Source organism: Pseudonocardia autotrophica (genome assembly GCF_003945385.1).
In the GTDB taxonomy this organism is placed as follows: Bacteria; Actinomycetota; Actinomycetes; order Mycobacteriales; family Pseudonocardiaceae; genus Pseudonocardia; species Pseudonocardia autotrophica.
In genome coordinates this window covers 7016280-7032847 of sequence record NZ_AP018920.1, presented here as the reverse complement: position 1 = coordinate 7032847, position 16568 = coordinate 7016280, and the positions used below count along the sequence as shown (strand labels likewise).

The following is a 16568-nucleotide window of genomic DNA, read 5'->3' as shown; positions in this document are numbered from 1 at the left end:
CGCGTCAGCCGCGGATGTTGACCATCACCGCGCCGGCGATGTCCTCGGCGTGTCGGCACACGTCGCGGAACGCCTCCGGTTCTCCGCCGGTGTCCGGACGTCCGTTGTTGACCTGGACCCGTACCGACTGCTGTGGCCCGGCGTCGACGGCGATCTGGCAGAAGGCGGGGAGCCCGGGACCGTTGTTCGTCTCCGGCGCCCCCTCGACGGCACCGAAACCTTCCACCAGGAGCAACCGTGACCCGCGTTCTTCCGCCGCGGTCTCGGCGCCGACGGCGATGAACTGGACGCCGGCGTTGACGGTCGGACCGATCCAGGTGCAGTCCCGGGCCGAGGTGCCGTTGACCGTGGCGGTGCCGGGCGCTCCGGCTCCGAGGTCGCGGGCTCCGAGCTGCTGCTCGGTGAGGGAGCTGCACGGGTCCAGGCGGGCCAGATCGACGTCGGAGGGACGCGGTGCGAACGGGCCGCCCGGCTGCTCGGCACCGTCGGAACATCCGGCGAGGAGCACGACCGCCCCGACGAGCGCAGGCAGCAGGCTCGCCCCGCGCCGGACCGATCCGCCCACGTCGTCCCCCCGTTGCGCGATGGAAGATCCACAGGCTAGCCCGCGCCCAGCACCGGCACGCTCGAATCCGACGAAAAAAGTTGAGCCGGGTCGGAACAACTCTGCGGGGGTGCCCGTTGAGCCCGGTGAGAGCAAGTTGAGCAGGGCCCACTCAAGGGCGATGCGCACCGTGCTCCCCGGCCTGGTACAACTTGAGCCGGACGCACTCATACTCGTACTACACGGAGGCAGTCACCATGGCTCGTACGGTCGGTATCGACCTCGGGACCACCAACTCCGTCGTCGCCGTCCTCGAGGGTGGCGAGCCGACGGTGATCGCGAACTCGGAGGGTGCTCGCACCACTCCGTCGGTTGTCGCGTTCGCCCGCAACGGCGAGGTTCTCACCGGTCAGTCCGCGAAGAACCAGGCCGTCACGAACTCCGACCGCACCTTCCGCTCGGTGAAGCGCCACATCGGCACCGACTGGAAGACCTCGGACATCGACGGCAAGACCTACGCGGCGCAGGAGATCAGCGCCCGCGTCCTGCAGAAGCTCAAGCGGGACGCCGAGGCCTACCTGGGCGATGAGGTGACCGATGCGGTCATCACCGTCCCCGCGTACTTCGAGGACGCGCAGCGGCAGGCGACCAAGGAGGCCGGCCAGATCGCCGGCCTGAACGTGCTCCGGATCGTCAACGAGCCCACCGCGGCCGCGCTGGCCTACGGCCTGGACAAGGGCGAGGCCGAGCAGACCATCCTGGTCTTCGACCTGGGTGGCGGCACGTTCGACGTGTCCCTGCTGGAGATCGCCGAGGGCGTCGTCGAGGTCAAGGCGACCAACGGCGACAACCACCTCGGTGGCGACGACTGGGACGAGCGGGTCGTGACCTGGCTCGTCGACAAGTTCAAGTCCTCGCAGGGCATCGACCTGACCAAGGACAAGATGGCGATGCAGCGGCTGCGTGAGGCCGCGGAGAAGGCGAAGATCGAGCTGTCCAGCTCGTCCTCGACCAGCATCAACCTGCCCTACATCACGGTCGACTCGGACAAGAACCCGCTGTTCCTCGACGAGACGCTGTCCCGCGCGGAGTTCCAGCGGATCACCCAGGACCTGCTCGACCGCACCCGCAACCCGTTCAACCAGGTCATCAAGGACGCCGGCATCTCGGTGAGCGCGATCGACCACGTCGTGCTCGTCGGTGGCTCCACCCGGATGCCCGCCGTCACCGAGCTCGTCAAGGAGCTGACCGGCGGCAAGGAGCCCAACAAGGGCGTCAACCCGGACGAGGTCGTCGCCTCCGGTGCCGCCCTGCAGGCCGGTGTGCTGCGCGGCGAGGTCAAGGACGTCCTGCTCCTCGACGTCACGCCGCTGTCCCTCGGTATCGAGACCAAGGGCGGCGTCATGACCAAGCTGATCGAGAAGAACACCACGATCCCCACCAAGCGTTCGGAGATCTTCTCCACCGCGGACGACAACCAGCCGTCGGTGCAGATCCAGGTCTTCCAGGGTGAGCGCGAGATCGCCGCGTACAACAAGAAGCTCGGCATGTTCGAGCTGACCGGCATTGCGCCGGCCCCGCGCGGCGTCCCGCAGATCGAGGTCTCCTTCGACATCGACGCCAACGGCATCGTCAACGTGTCCGCCAAGGACATGGGCACCGGCAAGAGCCAGGAGATGACGATCACCGGCGGGTCCGCGCTGTCCAAGGACGACATCGACCGCATGGTGTCCGAGGCCGAGGCGCACGCCGAGGAGGACGCCAAGCGTCGCGAGGAGGCCGAGACCCGCAACCAGGCGGAGACCCTCGTCTACCAGACGGAGAAGTTCCTCAAGGAGAACGACGAGAAGCTCCCGTCCGACGTCAAGGACTCGGTGAACGGCGCCCTCGGGGAGGCCCAGGAGGCGCTCAAGGGCACCGACAACGAGGCCATCAAGACGTCCATGGAGAAGCTGGCCACCGAGTCCCAGAAGATGGGGTCGGCCCTGTACTCCCAGCCCGGCGCCGAGGGCGCCGCGGGTGCGGCCGGAGCCGGCGCCGCGGGTGCCGACGCCGGTGCCACCGAGGAGCAGCAGGACGACGTGGTCGACGCCGAGATCGTGGACGACGACAAGGACGACAAGGACAAGGGCGACAAGTGACGGCCCACGGCCATCCAGGAGACGGGACGGTCGACATGACAGGCAATCACGAGCGGGACGAGCAGCAGGACGAGCCGGTGACCTTCCGGGACCGCCGCAAGGTGGACCCGGAGACCGGCGAGGCCCGCAGCAACGGTGAGACCGGGGCCGCCCACGCGGCGGCCCCGGGCTCCGACGGCACGGACCCGGTGGCGGGTCCGGCCGACGGGGTCGATCCCGAGGTGGAGAAGCTGACCGCGGAGGTCGCCGAACGCACGGCGGACCTGCAGCGGGTCTCCGCCGAGTACGCCAACTACCGGCGGCGGGCGGACCGGGACCGGGAGCAGACCCAGCTCTCGGCGAAGGTCTCGTTCGTCACCGATCTGCTCACCGTGCTCGACGACTTCGAGCGCGCCGAGCAGCACGGTGACCTGACCGGGCCGTTCAAGTCGGCGGCGGACAAGGTCACCGGCGTGGTCACCAAGCTCGGCCTGGAGTCCTTCGGGGCCGAGGGCGAGCCGTTCGACCCGCAGTTGCACGAGGCGGTCCAGCACGAGCCGGCCGAGGGCTCCGGCCCGACGGTCACCGTGCTGTCGACGGTGCTGCGTCGCGGCTACCGGATCGCCGACCGGATCCTCCGGCCGGCGATGGTGACCGTGCAGGACCGGCCGGAGGCGGAGGCGTCGCAGGCACCCGGTGCCCCTGAGGTCCCCGAGGTTCCGGAGGCCTCCGGGAACTCGGAGTCCGCCGAGGGCGACGCCGGGCAGCCCGGCCAGGGCGACCCGGCCTGACCGGCAGGAACACCGACGTTGCCGCGCGGTGCGGCGGGATGCGGGAACGCACCCGCCGCACCGGGGGCGTGAACGGGAAGGAGGCGTAGTGACCCAGCGCGACTGGATCGAGAAGGACTACTACCGCGAGCTGGGCGTCTCCTCGACGTCGTCCCAGGACGAGATCAAGAAGGCGTACCGCAAGCTCGCCCGTGAGCTGCACCCCGACGCGAACCCGGGCGACGAGAAGGCCGAGGCCCGCTTCAAGGCGGTCTCCGAGGCCTACGGCGTGCTCGGCGACGAGGCCAAGCGCAAGGAGTACGACGAGACCCGCGCCATGTTCGCCGGTGGCGGCGGCTTCGGCGGTTACGGCACCGGCGGCGGCTTCCCCGGTGGGGGCGCCGGCGGCCGGCCCGGCGCGGGCGGGCCGGGCGGTTTCGACATCAACGACCTGTTCGGCCAGGGCGCGGGTGGCGGTGCGGGCGGATCCGGCGACTTCAGCGACATCCTCGGCGACATCTTCGGCCGGGCGGCCCGCAACAACCGTGGCGGCGGCAGCGGCGGTGGCGGTTTCGGCCCGACCGGCGCCCGCCGTGGCCAGGACGTCGAGAGCAGCCTGACGATCTCGTTCGAGGACGCCGTCCGCGGCGCCGCGGTACCGATCACGCTGTCCTCCCCCGGGCGCTGCGAGCGGTGCGGCGGCACCGGATCCCGCCCCGGGAGCGCCCCGCGTACCTGCCCCACCTGTGAGGGTGCCGGGCTGGTCAGTCGCAGCCAGGGCGCGTTCTCGTTCTCCGAGCCGTGCCGCGACTGCCGCGGGACCGGCCGGCTCATCGACGACCCGTGCCCCGAGTGCCGCGGCGACGGCGTCTCGACCCGGACCCGCTCGCTGACCGTCCGGGTGCCCGCCGGGGTGGACAACGGGCAGAAGGTCAGGCTCACCGGTCAGGGCGAGCCCGGCCGGGGCGGGGCACCCGCCGGTGACCTGTACGTCACCATCGGCGTCACACCGCACCGGGTGTTCGGCCGCTCGAAGAAGAACCCGGACGACCTCACGATCACCGTCCCGGTGACCTTCCCCGAGCTCACGCTGGGTGCCACTCTGACTGTGCCCACCCTCGACGGCACCGTCTCGCTGAAGGTTCCGGCCGGGACCTCCAGTGGTCGCACGTTCCGGGTGTCCGGTCGTGGGGTGGAGCGCAAGAACGGCAAGAAGGGCAACCTGCTGGTCACCGTCGAGATCGCGGTGCCGCAGAAGCTGGACGGGCCGGCGACGGAGGCGCTGCAGGCGTACGCCGAGGCGACGGCGTCGTTCGACCCGCGGGCCGATCTGTTCGGTAACGCCAGGAGGTGAGAGCGGTGGCCGGAGCCGGACGACCCCCGGGTGACTCCGGGCGGCCGGTGGACCGGGACCAGGAGGCGGCGGGCGTCGCGCACGACAGCCCGGTGTTCGTCATCTCGGTCGCGGCGCAGCTGTCCGGGCTGCACGCCCAGACGCTGCGCAGCTACGACCGGCTCGGCCTGGTCAGCCCGGGCCGGGCGGCCGGCGGCGGGCGACGGTACTCCCAGCGCGACATCGCGCTGCTCCGCGAGGTGCAGCGGCTCTCCCAGGACGAAGGCGTCAACCTCGCCGGCGTGAAGCGGATCATCGAGCTGGAACAGCTGGTGGACGAGCTGCAGGCCCGGCTGGAGGAGACGGCCGCCGAGCTGGATGCCGTCCGGGCCGCGGCCGCCCATGCCACCGCTGCGGTGCACCGCTCCTACCGGCGCGATCTGGTCCCGGTGGACCGGCGGCAGGCCGTCGTCCGGTGGCGGCCGGCCCAGCCGGACTGAGCGGACCCGGCCGCACCGGGAGAGAGCGCCCCCGGAGGGCACGGCCCGCCCCCGCCGAGCCGGTGCGGTCGCCTGCGGTGGCCCGATCCGGGCCCGTTCGTGGTGCCCGGAGGCGGTCACCGCCCTGGCCGAACGGTCAGGATGCCAGCGCACCCCGTCGAGCCAGCATGCCGAGCACCAGCGCACCCAGCAGCGGGACCGCCGCCAGCACCAGGAACGGCAGCGCCGGCGGGAACGCCGGATCGAGCAGCGCGCCGACGGTAGTCGACCCGATCAGCACCAGCAGGCCGCCGAACGAGGCGAGCACCCCGAAGTGCGCCCCCAGCCGTCGCTCCCCCGCCAGCCGGGGCACCAGGTCCTGCGCGACCGGCACCGCGAACATCTCGCCGAAGGTCAGCAGGAGCACCATCGTGACGGCCGGTGCGAGCGCCCACCACCCCGGCAGGTCCGGCAGCAATCGGGCGATCGCGACCACCAGGAACGATGCCGCCATCAGGCAGAACCCGAGCACCACCGAGCGCCCGGCGCCGAACCGGCGCGACCAGCCCGTCACCCGCAGCTGCAGCGTGATGACCAGCACGGACATCATCACGAAGAGGAATCCGAGCGCGGCGGTCCGATCGATGCGCTCCAGCTCGGCCGGCAACGCCAGGTAGAGCTGGTTGTAGGTGAGCAGCCAGCCCGAGTACCCGGCGGCGAACGCCATGAAGCGGCGGTTGCCCAGCACCTCGCCCCAGCCGGCCAGGATCGGGGAGCCCGCCCGCTCCGCGGTCCGCCACGGCAACCACCGCCAGTGCGCGAGCCCGACCAGCACGAAGCCGAAGGCCGCGACCAGGCAGGCGGTGCGGAAGTCGACCAGCAGCAGGGCCGTCCCGACCAGCGGACCGGTGACGGTCCCGACCTGGCCCGCGACGGCGAACATCCCGAACACCGCGGTGCGCGGCGGGCCCTCGCCTGCCCGCTCGCGCTCGCCGGCCTCGCGCGCCAGCGACGACTCCACCGCGGGCGAGAACAGCGCCGCGGCGAACCCGGTCAGCAGCGCCCCGCCGATCACCGCGGGCAGCGTCCCGGCGGCGCCGAGGAGGATGAAACCGATCACACGGAGCACACAGCCGGCGAGCACGACGGGTTTCGCGCCGAACCGGTCGGTGAGCGCGCCGCCGACCACGAACAGGCCCTGCTGGCTGAACGTGCGCAGCCCCAGCACCAGCCCGACGGCCGCGGCGGCCAGCCCGAGATCCTCGGCCAGATGCGTCGCCAGATACGGCAGCACCATGTAGAAGCCGACGTTGAAGGCCAGTTGGGTCGAGATCAGCAGCTTCATGACGGGCGGGAGCGCGCCGAACCGGGCCCAGCGGCCCGCGCGCGGCGCGGCGGGCGGGCGTGGGTCCGACTCGGGATCCGCCGGACGACGGAGCAGGCTGCGGAGCACGGACAAGTGGTATCAGGTCTGCTCTTGCAGCTGCGACTCGATGGCAGTAGTCAGATATGCGCATGCCCGCACTAGCTTGACCGTCCGCTCACACATCCCGAGGATCTTCCGGGCGCCGGGTGACACCCGATCCGTGGCGCCGGAGAGGACCCATCGCATGACCGTCGTTCCGGTCGTCGTCGCGCGACGCCGTCGTTCACCGTTCCGGGTCGCCGCGGCGCTCGCCGCGAGCGCCGCGATACTCACCGCCTGCGGTGGTGCGGGAGGCGGAACGGGCGAAGTCGTGCCCGATGCCGAGGTCACCATCGCGATGGCGTTCGGGCCGTCGGCCGGCTATGCGGTGGACACCGACGACGCCTACGTCCTGTCCCAGCTGGGTGTGACCGAGTCGCTGGTCGCGTCCGGCTCGGACGGGGAACCGCGCCCCGCGCTGGCGACGAGCTGGGAGCAGCAGGACGATCCCCGGACCTGGCGCTTCGCGCTCCGCACGGGCGTCACCTTCCAGAACGGCGAGCCGCTCACCGGCGATGCCGTCGCCACCGCGCTCAACTGGACCGCGGGTGTCGAGGCGCCGCCGCGGGCGCTGCGCGGCATCGGGCTGGAGGCGGCCGCGGACGGCGCCGATGCCGTCCGGATCACCACCACCGAGCCGGACCCGATCCTGCCGCTGCGGCTGAGCAGCGCGAACTCCGCGATCCTCGCGCCGTCGGCGTTCGCCGCGAACCCGCCGGCGGTGCAGGGCACCGGCACCGGCCCGATGACGATCACCCAGGTGAACGGCACCCAGACGGTGACCCTGGAGCGCAACGACGGCTACTGGGGCGACCGGCCGCAGCTGGCCGGGATCACCGCGAACTTCGTGCCCGACCCGTCGGCCCGGGCGCTCGCCCTGCGCGCCGGGGACGCCGACATCGCGCAGGAACTGCCCGAGACCGCGGCCCTCGAATTCACCGGCGACGAGTACACGAACGAGACGGTCGCCGCCCCGCGGACCGCGTCGCTGCTGCTCAACCAGTCCCGGGCGCCGTTCGACGACATCCGGGTCCGGCAGGCCGTCACGGCCGCCGTCGACCGGACCGCGCTCGGCGAACAGGCGCTCGCCGGGTCCGCGGTGCCGGCATCGGAACTGTTCGGCCCGGCCGTCACCTGGGGGTCGCAGGACCCGCCGCCGCCCGCCGATCCGGCCCGCGCCCGGCAGCTGCTGACCGAGGCGGGTTTCGGCCCGGACAATCCGCTGCGGGTCGAGCTGGGCACCTACAGCACCCGGGCCGAGCTGCCGACCCTCGCGACCGCCGTCCAGGAGATGCTCCGGGCGGCCGGGATCGAGGCGACCATCCAGGTCGGCGACTACGACGCCCGGGAGCCCGCGCTGCTCGGTGGCGACTACGACATGTACCTGCTCTCGCGCAGCTACCTGCTCGACGTCCCGGACGCGGGCGCCACCCTGACCTCGGACTACAGCTGCGACGGGTCCTACAACATCAACCGGTACTGCTCGCCGGAGTTCGACGCGCTGCTCGCGCCGCTCGCCACCGAGACCGATCCGGACGCCCGTCAGGCGATCTTCACCAGGGCCGCGGAGCAGCTGAACGCCGACGCGGTCGGTGTGCCGCTGGTGCACACCCGCGCCAACGGTGTCGGGGACCGGGTCGCCGGGTACGCGGTGGACCCGCTGGCGAAGACCCTGGTGGTGCCGGGGCTGGCCAAGACCGGATGACCCGGGCGTGACCGCCCTGCTGATCCGGCGGCTGCTGGCACTGCCGATCGTGTTCGTCGCGGCGGCGGTGCTGGTGTTCCTGCTGCCCCGCATCTCCGGCCAGGACACCGCGCTCGCCGTGCTCCGCAGCCGGATCGGGGAGGCCGAGCCCGATCCGGTCGTCCTGGCGGCGCTGCGCGAGCAGTACGGCCTCGACGGGTCCTGGCTCGATCAGTTCCTGGCCTGGTCCGGCGCGCTGCTCACCGGCGACCTGGGCATCTCCTACGCGAGCCGGACCCCGGTGTCCGGCCTGCTGTGGCCGGCACTCGGGGTCTCGCTCGTGCTGACCGTCGCGGCGATCGTCGTCGCCGGGCTGGTGGGCATCCCGGCCGGGGTGCGCGCGGCGCGGCGCCCGGGTGGCCGCCTCGACCGGCTGCTGACCGCCGGATCGGTGCTCGGTGTCGCGGTGCCCGAGTTCGTGCTGGGGACGGTGCTGGTGCTGACGTTCGCGGTGAGCCTCCCGCTGCTCCCGGCGACCGGCTGGGGCACGCCGGCCCAGGCGGTGCTGCCGGTGCTCACGCTGGCCGCGTTCCCGGCGGCGCTCGCCGCCCAGCTCGTCCGGGCCGAGACCGTCGACGCGCTCGCCCGCCCGCACGTCACCGTCGCGCGGTCCAAGGGGTTGTCCGACGGCACCGTGCTCTGGCGGCACGGCGGCCGGCTCGCGCTGACCTCGGTGGCCTCGATGTCCGGTCTGTTCCTGGGCGGGCTGCTCGGCGGCTCGGTCGTGGTGGAGGTGCTCTTCGCCGTGCCCGGGCTCGGACGGCTGCTCTACGACGCGGTCCTCGGCCAGGACCTGCCGGTCGTCCAGGCCGGGCTGCTCGCGGTGGTGATGGTGGCGGCACTCGCCGGGATCCTCGCCGAGCTGCTCGCGCTGTCGCTCGATCCGGTGGCCCGGAGCGCGGTCCGGTGAGCGCGGAGGCGATGGCGGGGCGCGGATACCTGACGACGGGCTGGAGCGAGCGGCTGCGGCGGCCACTGCAGATCGGTGCGGTCGTGCTGCTCGGTGTGCTGGTGCTGTTCGCGTTGCTGCCGCTCGACCCGACGGGCAACGATCTGGGCTCCCGGTTCGCCGGCCCGTCGCTCGAGCATCCGCTCGGGACCGACCAGCTCGGCCGGGACCTGCTCGCCCGGCTCGCGGTCGGTGCCCGGATCTCGGTCGGCTTCACCCTCGTCGCGCTGGCGCTGTGCGCGCTGATCGGCACCGTGCTGGGCGTGCTCGCCGGGTGGGCCGGGCGGTTCGTCGGACAGCTGTTCCAGCGCACGATCGACGTCCTCGTCGCCGTCCCCGCGGTCCTCATCGGGCTGGTCGTGGTGGCAGCATCGGGCGGGGCGCCGGGCCTGTGGTCGCTGCTGATCGCGATCGTCGTCGCCGGGTGGACACCGTTCGCGCGGCTCACCTACCAGCTCGTCGTGCGCGAACGGAACCGCGAGTACGTCGAGGGTGCGCTGGCGATCGGCGCCGGCCCGGGCCGGATCGCGTTCCGGCACGTGCTGCCCAACCTGACCCGGCCGCTGCTGTCGCACCTGTGCCTGCGGTTCGCGAACATCCTGTTGACGGTCGCCGGGCTGTCGTTCCTCGGGCTCGGCCCGCAACCACCCACCCCGGAGTGGGGGGTGATGCTCGCCGAGGGCAGGCAGTTCCTGTTCAACGCGCCGCAGCTGGTGCTGTTGCCGGCGGCCGCGGTGGTCGGCACGGCGCTGCTGGTGACCGGGCTCGGCCGGGCCCTGGAGCGGCGCTGGACCGGTCCGTCCGGCCAGTACTGAGAACCACTCGTTCCTGCCAGACTGGTGCGACAGCATCAGTGGGGCACGAACGGAGGGCCATCGTGGCGGAGACCGGTACCGACGGGAGGCGCCGGGGCGAGTCCCGGCCCGAGCTGAAGGACCTGGTGGACGGCACCGGCGTCGTGCCCCGTCCGGCCGCGCTCGCCGACGCCCGCGCGGTGCTGCAGGCCGACGGCGTGGTCCGGGTCCCGGCGCAGGGACAGGACCCGGAGGCCCTGGTCGTCGCGGCGGCGACGGTGCTCGGCGGGCGGCTGCGTGAGCTGTTCGGGATCCGGCCGCAGGGCGGCACCGACTCACCGGCGCTGGGCCTGCACAACGACGGCGCCTACCTGGAGGGCGACGTGCACGGCCGCACCGTGCGGCTGCGCGACCCGGACGAGGACTACCTGCTGATGCACTGCTCGTCCCCGGCGCCGGCGGGCGGCGACTCGGTGCTCGTCGACGGGTACGCCGTGGTCGACCGGCTGGCCACCGACCATCCGGACCTGCACGCCTTCCTGACCGGCCACGACGTCGACTTCTTCGGCAGCCGGGTGAACCCGCCGCGGGGAGTCCCGCTGGTTCCGCTGCTGCGCCGGATGGTGGAGCACACCCGCGGCGGCCGACGGGCCGTGCGGGCCAGCGACTACGCGCTGCCGGTGCCCCGCGAGCCGGAGTGGGACGCGCACCTCGCGCGGATCGAGGAGTACGCCGATCTGCTCGCGACCGCGTTCGAGGCCGCGCCGCGCTTCCGGCTGGAGGCCGGTGACCTGCTGATCCTGGACAACTACCGGTACCTGCACGGCCGGGACGCCTTCCACGGCGCCCGCACCCTGCACGTCCTGTCGGTCCGCTCGGCCGAGGCCTTCTGACCCGGTGTGGGGGCGCTGCGGCGCCCCCACACGGTCAGTCCATCGTGAACGGGTCGTAGGTGATCCGGTCCAGCGGCGTCCCGGCGACCAGCATCCGGGAGACGGTGGAGCGGATCATCGACGGCGAACCGCAGACCAGGACGTCGTGGTCGTTCCAGGCCCCGAACCGGGTCACGACGTCGGCGAGGGTGCCGGTCTCGGCGCCCGACGGCTCGTCCTCGTGCTCGACGACCGGGATGACGTCCAGCCACGGGAAGTTGTAGGAGAGCTTGCGCAGCGCCGTGAAGTCGTAGAGGTCTTCCCAGGTCCGCCCGCCGACGAAGACCTGGGTGCGCGGCGGGCGCGGACGCCGCCGCACCTCGTCGAGCAGCGCCTTCATCGGGGCGACACCGGTGCCACCCGCGATCATCAGCAGCTCGCGCTCGCTGTTGTGCGGGACGGCCATGCGACCCATCGGCGGGCCGATCCGCCAGGTCTCGCCGATCCGGCTGTGCGCGACGATCGCCCGGCTGACCCAGCCGTTCTCCACCGCGCGGACGTGGAACTCGAGCGTCCCGTCCTGGCGCGGGGAGTTGGCGGGCGACAGGTAACGCCACAGCCGAGGCCGGTGCGGCGTCTCCACCGAGAGGTACTGGCCGGCCTGGTAGGGCACCGGCTGGTCGGTCGCGACGGTGACGACGGCCAGATCCCAGCCGATCCGGCGGTGATCGACGACCCGGCCCAGCCAGGACGCCGGGCCGCGCTCGGCGGCGGCGGCCTGCTGCATGGCGTCGGCGACGATCCCGTAGGCGCCGGTCCAGGCCTTCTCGACCTCCGGGGTCCAGTTCTCGCCGGAGTAGGTGGCGATCGCGGAGAGCAGCGCGTGGCCGACCGCGTCGTAGTGCTGGGAGAGCACCCCGAACTTGCGGTGGTCCCGGCCGAGCTGCTGCAGGAACGGCACCAGATCGTCCGGCTGGTCCACCATCTGCACGACGTGCACGAGGGCGCGCAACAGTCGGCTGCGCTGCACCTCCATGTTCACCGGGAAGAGGTCGCGGGTCTCCGGGGCGCGCCCGAACAGCGTCGAGTAGAAGTGCTTGCCGAGTTCCTCGGCCTGCGGCTCGACGAGGGCGAAGCTGTTCCGGATGAGCTCGACTGTCCGGTCCGCCTCCGAGGCGGGGCGTCGCTGCGGGGCGACGTCGCCGGCGATCAGCTGGTCAGCAGTCATGCCTGGCGGACACTCTCCTCGGTCGTGCTCCGTGCCGCGGTGATACCGGACATCGATGTCCGCGCACCGCCGGTTAGGGTACGCGAGCGCCTCCGTCCGGTGGAACGTCGCACCGCAACTAGCTCACTGTGCGGCAGTGGGCAGGTACACACGGTTGCAAATCATCCGTTCGGGGACGGTGGTCACTCGTCATGGCGTGGGTGGCGCCGAGGTCAGGATAGCGCCCGTGCGCCGGAATGCCGACGTGGCGTGGCGCCCGGATGTCCCGGCGAGCGTTTGGTCCTGGGCGTCCCGGATGGCACGGTGGTGCGCGTGCCGCTGCGAACCCCCGCTCCGGTGCTCTCCGGTCGAGATCGTCCCGTGACCGTCGCCGAGCACCCGCCGACCGACGTGGACGCCGTCGAACACGCTGTTCACCGGCCGGGTTCGGGCGGGGAGCACATCCTGCAGGACGAGATCGGCAGTGTGGCGAGGGCCGACCGGTTCTACGGCGACCAGCTCCGGGACCGGCTGCTGCCGCGGATGATCGAGTTCATCGCGCGGATGGAGATGGCGTTCATCGCGACCTCCGACGAGCACGGTGAATGTGACAGTTCCCTCCGCGCCGGCCCGCCCGGATTCATCCGGGTGCTCGACGAGTACACGCTCGCCTACCCCGAGTACCGCGGTAACGGTGTGTACGCGAGCCTCGGCAACCTCGTCGAGAACCCGCACATCGGCCTGCTCATGGTCGACTTCACCGACTCGTTGATCGGTCTGCACGTCAACGGCAGGGCCCGGGTGCTCGACGACGACGCCTTCCGCGCGACCTTCCCCGGGCAGGCCCGGGACCGGACGGCCGGCCGCCGCGCCGAGCGCTGGGTGGTGGTGCAGGTCGAGGAGGCCTACATCCACTGCCGCAAGCACATCCCGCGGATGGAGCGGGTGACCCAGCGGCGGGAATGGGGCACCGACGACCCGGCCCGCAAGGGCGGCGACTTCTTCGCCGCGAAGGGGACCCCGCCGCGGGTGCCCCGCCCGCCCCGGCGCCGGTTCCCCAGCACCACCCACCTCGGCGGAGGCTCCGCCCGCGCGCTGCGCGGACGCCCGCCGGCTCGCTGACCCGGCGCCTGCGCACGGCCCGCATCCGCGCGGGCTCGTATCCGTGAGCCCGTGCGCATCCGTCCGGCGGCACTCGTGCGCCCGGGGCCGGCCCTCGGCCGGGCGCGCGTCACACGCTCGGTCTCGCGCCACGCCCGGTGCGTCCGGTGGTCCGGCACGGCCCCGCGTCCCCCGGCGCCGACCGCCTCGTCCGGCACCGCCCGGCCCGGCTGTCCGGCACTGCCCGGCTGTCCGGCACTGCCCTGCGCCGGGCGTCGGCGGTGCGTCCCGGGGGCGGGTTCACCGGAACCGGTGTGGGCGTTCCTGCGCCGTCCGGCCGGGTGCGGCCCCGTGGGCCGGACCCCAGCGGCACACGGGGTCGTGCCCGCGCGTCCGCAACCTCTCGAAAAACTCCGACCTGAGCGGAACAGACTCAACTTTCCTGCCGTTGTACGAGTCGAGAGGCGCACCCCCCGGCACACTGTGAGGCAGACGGGCCGGGATGCCGCTCCCCGCAACCCAGAGACCCCAAGCGAAGGACCGGGAGGACCGCGGAGCATGGACTCCTTCAACCCCACCACCCGTACCCAGCAGGCCATCTCCGCCGCCGTGCAGGCCGCGACGCTGGCCGGAAACCCCGATGTCGGCCCGACCCACCTGCTCGGCGCGCTGCTGGCCCAGGGCGACGGCATCGCCGCCCCGCTGCTGACGGCGGTCGGCGCGGACGCCGCCGCCGTCCGCGCCGAGCTGACCGCGCTCGGGAACCGGCTGCCCTCGGCGTCCGGTTCCTCGGTGAGCGCGCCGCAGCTGCAGCGGGACGCGCTGGCCGCGATCACCGCTGCCCAGCAGCTGGCCACCGAGATGGGCGACGAGTACGTCTCCACCGAGCACCTGCTCGTCGGGCTCGCCCGGTCCGGCGGCCCGGTCGCCCAGCTGCTGCAGCGCCACGGCGCGACCCCGGACGCGCTGCGCGACGCGTTCGCCCAGGTCCGCGGCTCGGCCCGGGTGAGCAGCCCGGACCCGGAGAGCAGCTACCAGGCGCTGGAGAAGTACGGCCAGGATCTGACGGCCAGCGCGCGTGACGGCGACCTCGACCCGGTCATCGGCCGGGACACCGAGATCCGGCGCGTCGTGCAGGTGCTGTCCCGGCGTACCAAGAACAACCCGGTGCTGATCGGTGAGCCGGGCGTCGGCAAGACCGCGATCGTGGAGGGCCTGGCCCAGCGGATCATCGCCGGGGACGTGCCCGAGTCGCTGCGGAACAAGCGGGTCATCACGCTCGATCTCGGGTCGATGGTGGCCGGCGCGAAGTACCGCGGTGAGTTCGAGGAGCGGCTCAAGGCTGTACTCAAGGAGATCACCGACTCGGCCGGCGAGATCATCACCTTCATCGACGAGCTGCACACCATCGTCGGTGCCGGTGCGTCCGGTGAGGGCGCGATGGACGCCGGGAACATGATCAAGCCGATGCTCGCCCGCGGGGAGCTGCGGATGGTCGGTGCCACCACGCTCGACGAGTACCGCAAGCACATCGAGAAGGACCCGGCGCTGGAGCGCCGGTTCCAGCAGGTGCTGGTCGGCGAGCCGAGCGTGGAGGACAGCGTGGGCATCCTGCGCGGTCTGAAGGAGCGCTACGAGGTGCACCACGGCGTCCGGATCACCGACGCCGCGCTGGTCGCCGCCGCCACCCTCTCCGATCGTTACATCACCGCCCGGTTCCTTCCGGACAAGGCGATCGACCTGGTCGACGAGGCCGCGTCCCGGCTCCGGATGGAGATCGACTCGCGCCCGGTGGAGATCGACACCGTGGAGCGGGCCGTGCGCCGGCTGGAGATCGAGGAGATGGCGCTGACCCAGGAGTCCGACGCCGCCTCGAAGGATCGCCTGGTGGCGCTGCGGGCCGAGCTGGCCGAGAAGCGCGAGGAGCTCTCCGCGCTCACCGCCCGCTGGCAGAACGAGAAGGGCGCCATCGAGTCCACCCGGGAGCTCAAGGAGCAGCTGGAGCAGCTGCGCGGCGAGTCCGACCGGGCCGAGCGCGACGGCGACCTGGGCCGGGCTGCGGAGCTGCGCTACGGGCGCATCCCGGCACTGGAGAAGGAGCTGGCCGAGCAGACCGCGGCCATCGACACCCACGAGGACGTGATGCTCAAGGAGGAGGTCGGCCCGGACGACGTCGCCGACGTCGTCAGCTCCTGGACCGGCATCCCGGCCGGCCGGATGCTGGAGGGCGAGACCGCCAAGCTGCTCCGCATGGAGGACGAGCTGGGCCGGCGGGTGATCGGGCAGGCCGAGGCCGTCCGGGTCGTCTCCGACGCCGTCCGCCGGGCCCGTGCCGGCATCTCCGACGAGAACCGGCCGACCGGGTCGTTCCTGTTCCTCGGGCCGACCGGCGTCGGCAAGACCGAGCTGGCCAAGGCGCTCGCCGAGTTCCTGTTCGACGACGAGCGGGCGATGGTCCGCATCGACATGAGCGAGTACAGCGAGAAGCACAGCGTCGCCCGTCTCGTGGGTGCCCCGCCCGGATACGTCGGCTACGACCAGGGCGGCCAGCTCACCGAGGCGGTCCGGCGACGCCCGTACACGGTGGTGCTGCTCGACGAGGTGGAGAAGGCCCACCCGGACGTCTTCGACACGCTCCTGCAGGTGCTCGACGACGGCCGGCTGACCGACGGCCAGGGCCGCACCGTGGACTTCCGCAACACCATCCTGGTGCTGACGTCCAACCTCGGCAGCCAGGCGATCGCCGACCAGGCGCTCGACGAGAAGGCGCGCGAGAACGCCGTCATGGCGGTCGTCCGGACGCACTTCAAGCCCGAGTTCCTGAACCGGCTCGACGACGTCGTGGTCTTCCACGCGCTCTCGACCGACGAGCTGACCCACATCGTCGACATCCAGATCGGCGTGCTGGGCCGCAGGCTCGCCAAGCGCAGGCTGACCCTGGACGTCACCGACCCGGCCCGCGAATGGCTGGCGCTCAACGGGTTCGACCCGGTCTACGGGGCACGTCCGCTGCGCAGGCTGGTGCAGTCCTCGATCGGGGACCAGCTCGCCCGCGCGCTGCTCGGCGGGTCGATCCGGGAGGGCGACACGGTGCGGGTCGACCTGGACCCGGCGGCGTCCGGGGGCACCGGCGGGCTGATCGTCGGCCGGGCGCTCACCGGGGCGGATCCGGTCGCGATCGCGAACTGAT

Annotated in this window: 13 protein-coding genes; 10 read left to right on the top strand and 3 right to left on the bottom strand. The window is 72.5% G+C overall.

Annotation, left to right across the window (positions count from 1 at the left end):
* Positions 1-4 precede the first annotated feature (4 nt).
* Positions 5-565, bottom strand: coding sequence for a DUF3558 family protein (locus Pdca_RS32790; RefSeq protein ID WP_158092244.1), 561 nt, complete (start codon positions 563-565; stop codon positions 5-7).
* Between the two features lie 236 nt (positions 566-801).
* Between Pdca_RS32790 and dnaK the strand changes: the two genes are divergently transcribed.
* The 4 genes from dnaK (at position 802) to Pdca_RS32770 (ending at position 5267) form a co-directional block, all read left to right on the top strand.
* Positions 802-2685, top strand: a complete 1884-nt coding sequence (dnaK, locus tag Pdca_RS32785) for a molecular chaperone DnaK (RefSeq protein ID WP_085914580.1) — start codon at positions 802-804, stop codon at positions 2683-2685.
* Between the two features lie 35 nt (positions 2686-2720).
* Positions 2721-3455 carry a nucleotide exchange factor GrpE gene (gene grpE, locus Pdca_RS32780; protein ID WP_085914579.1) on the top strand — a complete coding sequence of 245 codons (735 nt, stop codon included), beginning with the start codon at positions 2721-2723 and terminating at the stop codon, positions 3453-3455.
* Positions 3456-3543: 88 nt separating this feature from the next.
* Positions 3544-4788 (top strand): molecular chaperone DnaJ, encoded by a 1245-nt coding sequence (gene dnaJ, locus Pdca_RS32775; protein ID WP_085914578.1) that lies wholly within the window; start codon positions 3544-3546, stop codon positions 4786-4788.
* A gap of 47 nt (positions 4789-4835) precedes the next feature.
* Positions 4836-5267 carry a heat shock protein transcriptional repressor HspR gene (locus Pdca_RS32770; RefSeq protein ID WP_085914577.1) on the top strand — a complete coding sequence of 144 codons (432 nt, stop codon included), beginning with the start codon at positions 4836-4838 and terminating at the stop codon, positions 5265-5267.
* A 136-nt stretch (positions 5268-5403) separates the two neighbouring features.
* Here Pdca_RS32770 and Pdca_RS32765 read toward each other — a convergent pair whose 3' ends face one another.
* A complete protein-coding gene (locus Pdca_RS32765) occupies positions 5404-6699 on the bottom strand; it encodes an MDR family MFS transporter (RefSeq protein ID WP_085914576.1) in 1296 nt (431 codons plus the stop codon).
* Positions 6700-6856: 157 nt separating this feature from the next.
* Here Pdca_RS32765 and Pdca_RS32760 point away from each other — a divergent pair, with 157 nt between their 5' ends.
* From Pdca_RS32760 to Pdca_RS32745, 4 genes are all read left to right on the top strand, one after another.
* Positions 6857-8416 carry an ABC transporter substrate-binding protein gene (locus tag Pdca_RS32760; protein ID WP_085914575.1) on the top strand — a complete coding sequence of 520 codons (1560 nt, stop codon included), beginning with the start codon at positions 6857-6859 and terminating at the stop codon, positions 8414-8416.
* Between the two features lie 7 nt (positions 8417-8423).
* Positions 8424-9365 carry an ABC transporter permease gene (locus tag Pdca_RS32755; protein WP_085914574.1) on the top strand — a complete coding sequence of 314 codons (942 nt, stop codon included), beginning with the start codon at positions 8424-8426 and terminating at the stop codon, positions 9363-9365.
* Positions 9362-10219 carry an ABC transporter permease gene (locus tag Pdca_RS32750; protein ID WP_085914573.1) on the top strand — a complete coding sequence of 286 codons (858 nt, stop codon included), beginning with the start codon at positions 9362-9364 and terminating at the stop codon, positions 10217-10219. The genes Pdca_RS32755 and Pdca_RS32750 overlap by 4 nt, the downstream gene beginning before the upstream one ends.
* A 62-nt stretch (positions 10220-10281) precedes the next feature.
* Positions 10282-11091, top strand: coding sequence for a TauD/TfdA family dioxygenase (locus Pdca_RS32745; RefSeq protein ID WP_158092243.1), 810 nt, complete (start codon positions 10282-10284; stop codon positions 11089-11091).
* 34 nt (positions 11092-11125) lie between these two features.
* Here the strand turns inward: Pdca_RS32745 and Pdca_RS32740 are convergent, their stop codons facing one another.
* A complete protein-coding gene (locus Pdca_RS32740) occupies positions 11126-12298 on the bottom strand; it encodes a globin domain-containing protein (RefSeq protein ID WP_174824341.1) in 1173 nt (390 codons plus the stop codon).
* A gap of 360 nt (positions 12299-12658) precedes the next feature.
* On the opposite strand from Pdca_RS32740, the gene Pdca_RS32735 reads away from it, so the two are divergent.
* A complete protein-coding gene (locus tag Pdca_RS32735; protein WP_232021322.1) occupies positions 12659-13399 on the top strand; it encodes a pyridoxamine 5'-phosphate oxidase family protein in 741 nt (246 codons plus the stop codon).
* 537 nt (positions 13400-13936) lie between these two features.
* Positions 13937-16567, top strand: a complete 2631-nt coding sequence (gene clpB, locus Pdca_RS32730; protein WP_085914570.1) for an ATP-dependent chaperone ClpB — start codon at positions 13937-13939, stop codon at positions 16565-16567.
* The last annotated feature ends 1 nt before the right edge of the window (position 16568 follow it).

Coding starts and splice junctions, on each gene's coding strand:
- dnaK (WP_085914580.1), top strand. CDS start 802: ATGGCTCGTACGGTCGGTATCGACCTCGGGACCACCAACTCCGTCGTC.
- Pdca_RS32760 (WP_085914575.1), top strand. CDS start 6,857: ATGACCGTCGTTCCGGTCGTCGTCGCGCGACGCCGTCGTTCACCGTTC.
- grpE (WP_085914579.1), top strand. CDS start 2,721: ATGACAGGCAATCACGAGCGGGACGAGCAGCAGGACGAGCCGGTGACC.
- clpB (WP_085914570.1), top strand. CDS start 13,937: ATGGACTCCTTCAACCCCACCACCCGTACCCAGCAGGCCATCTCCGCC.
- Pdca_RS32740 (WP_174824341.1), bottom strand. CDS start 12,298: ATGACTGCTGACCAGCTGATCGCCGGCGACGTCGCCCCGCAGCGACGC.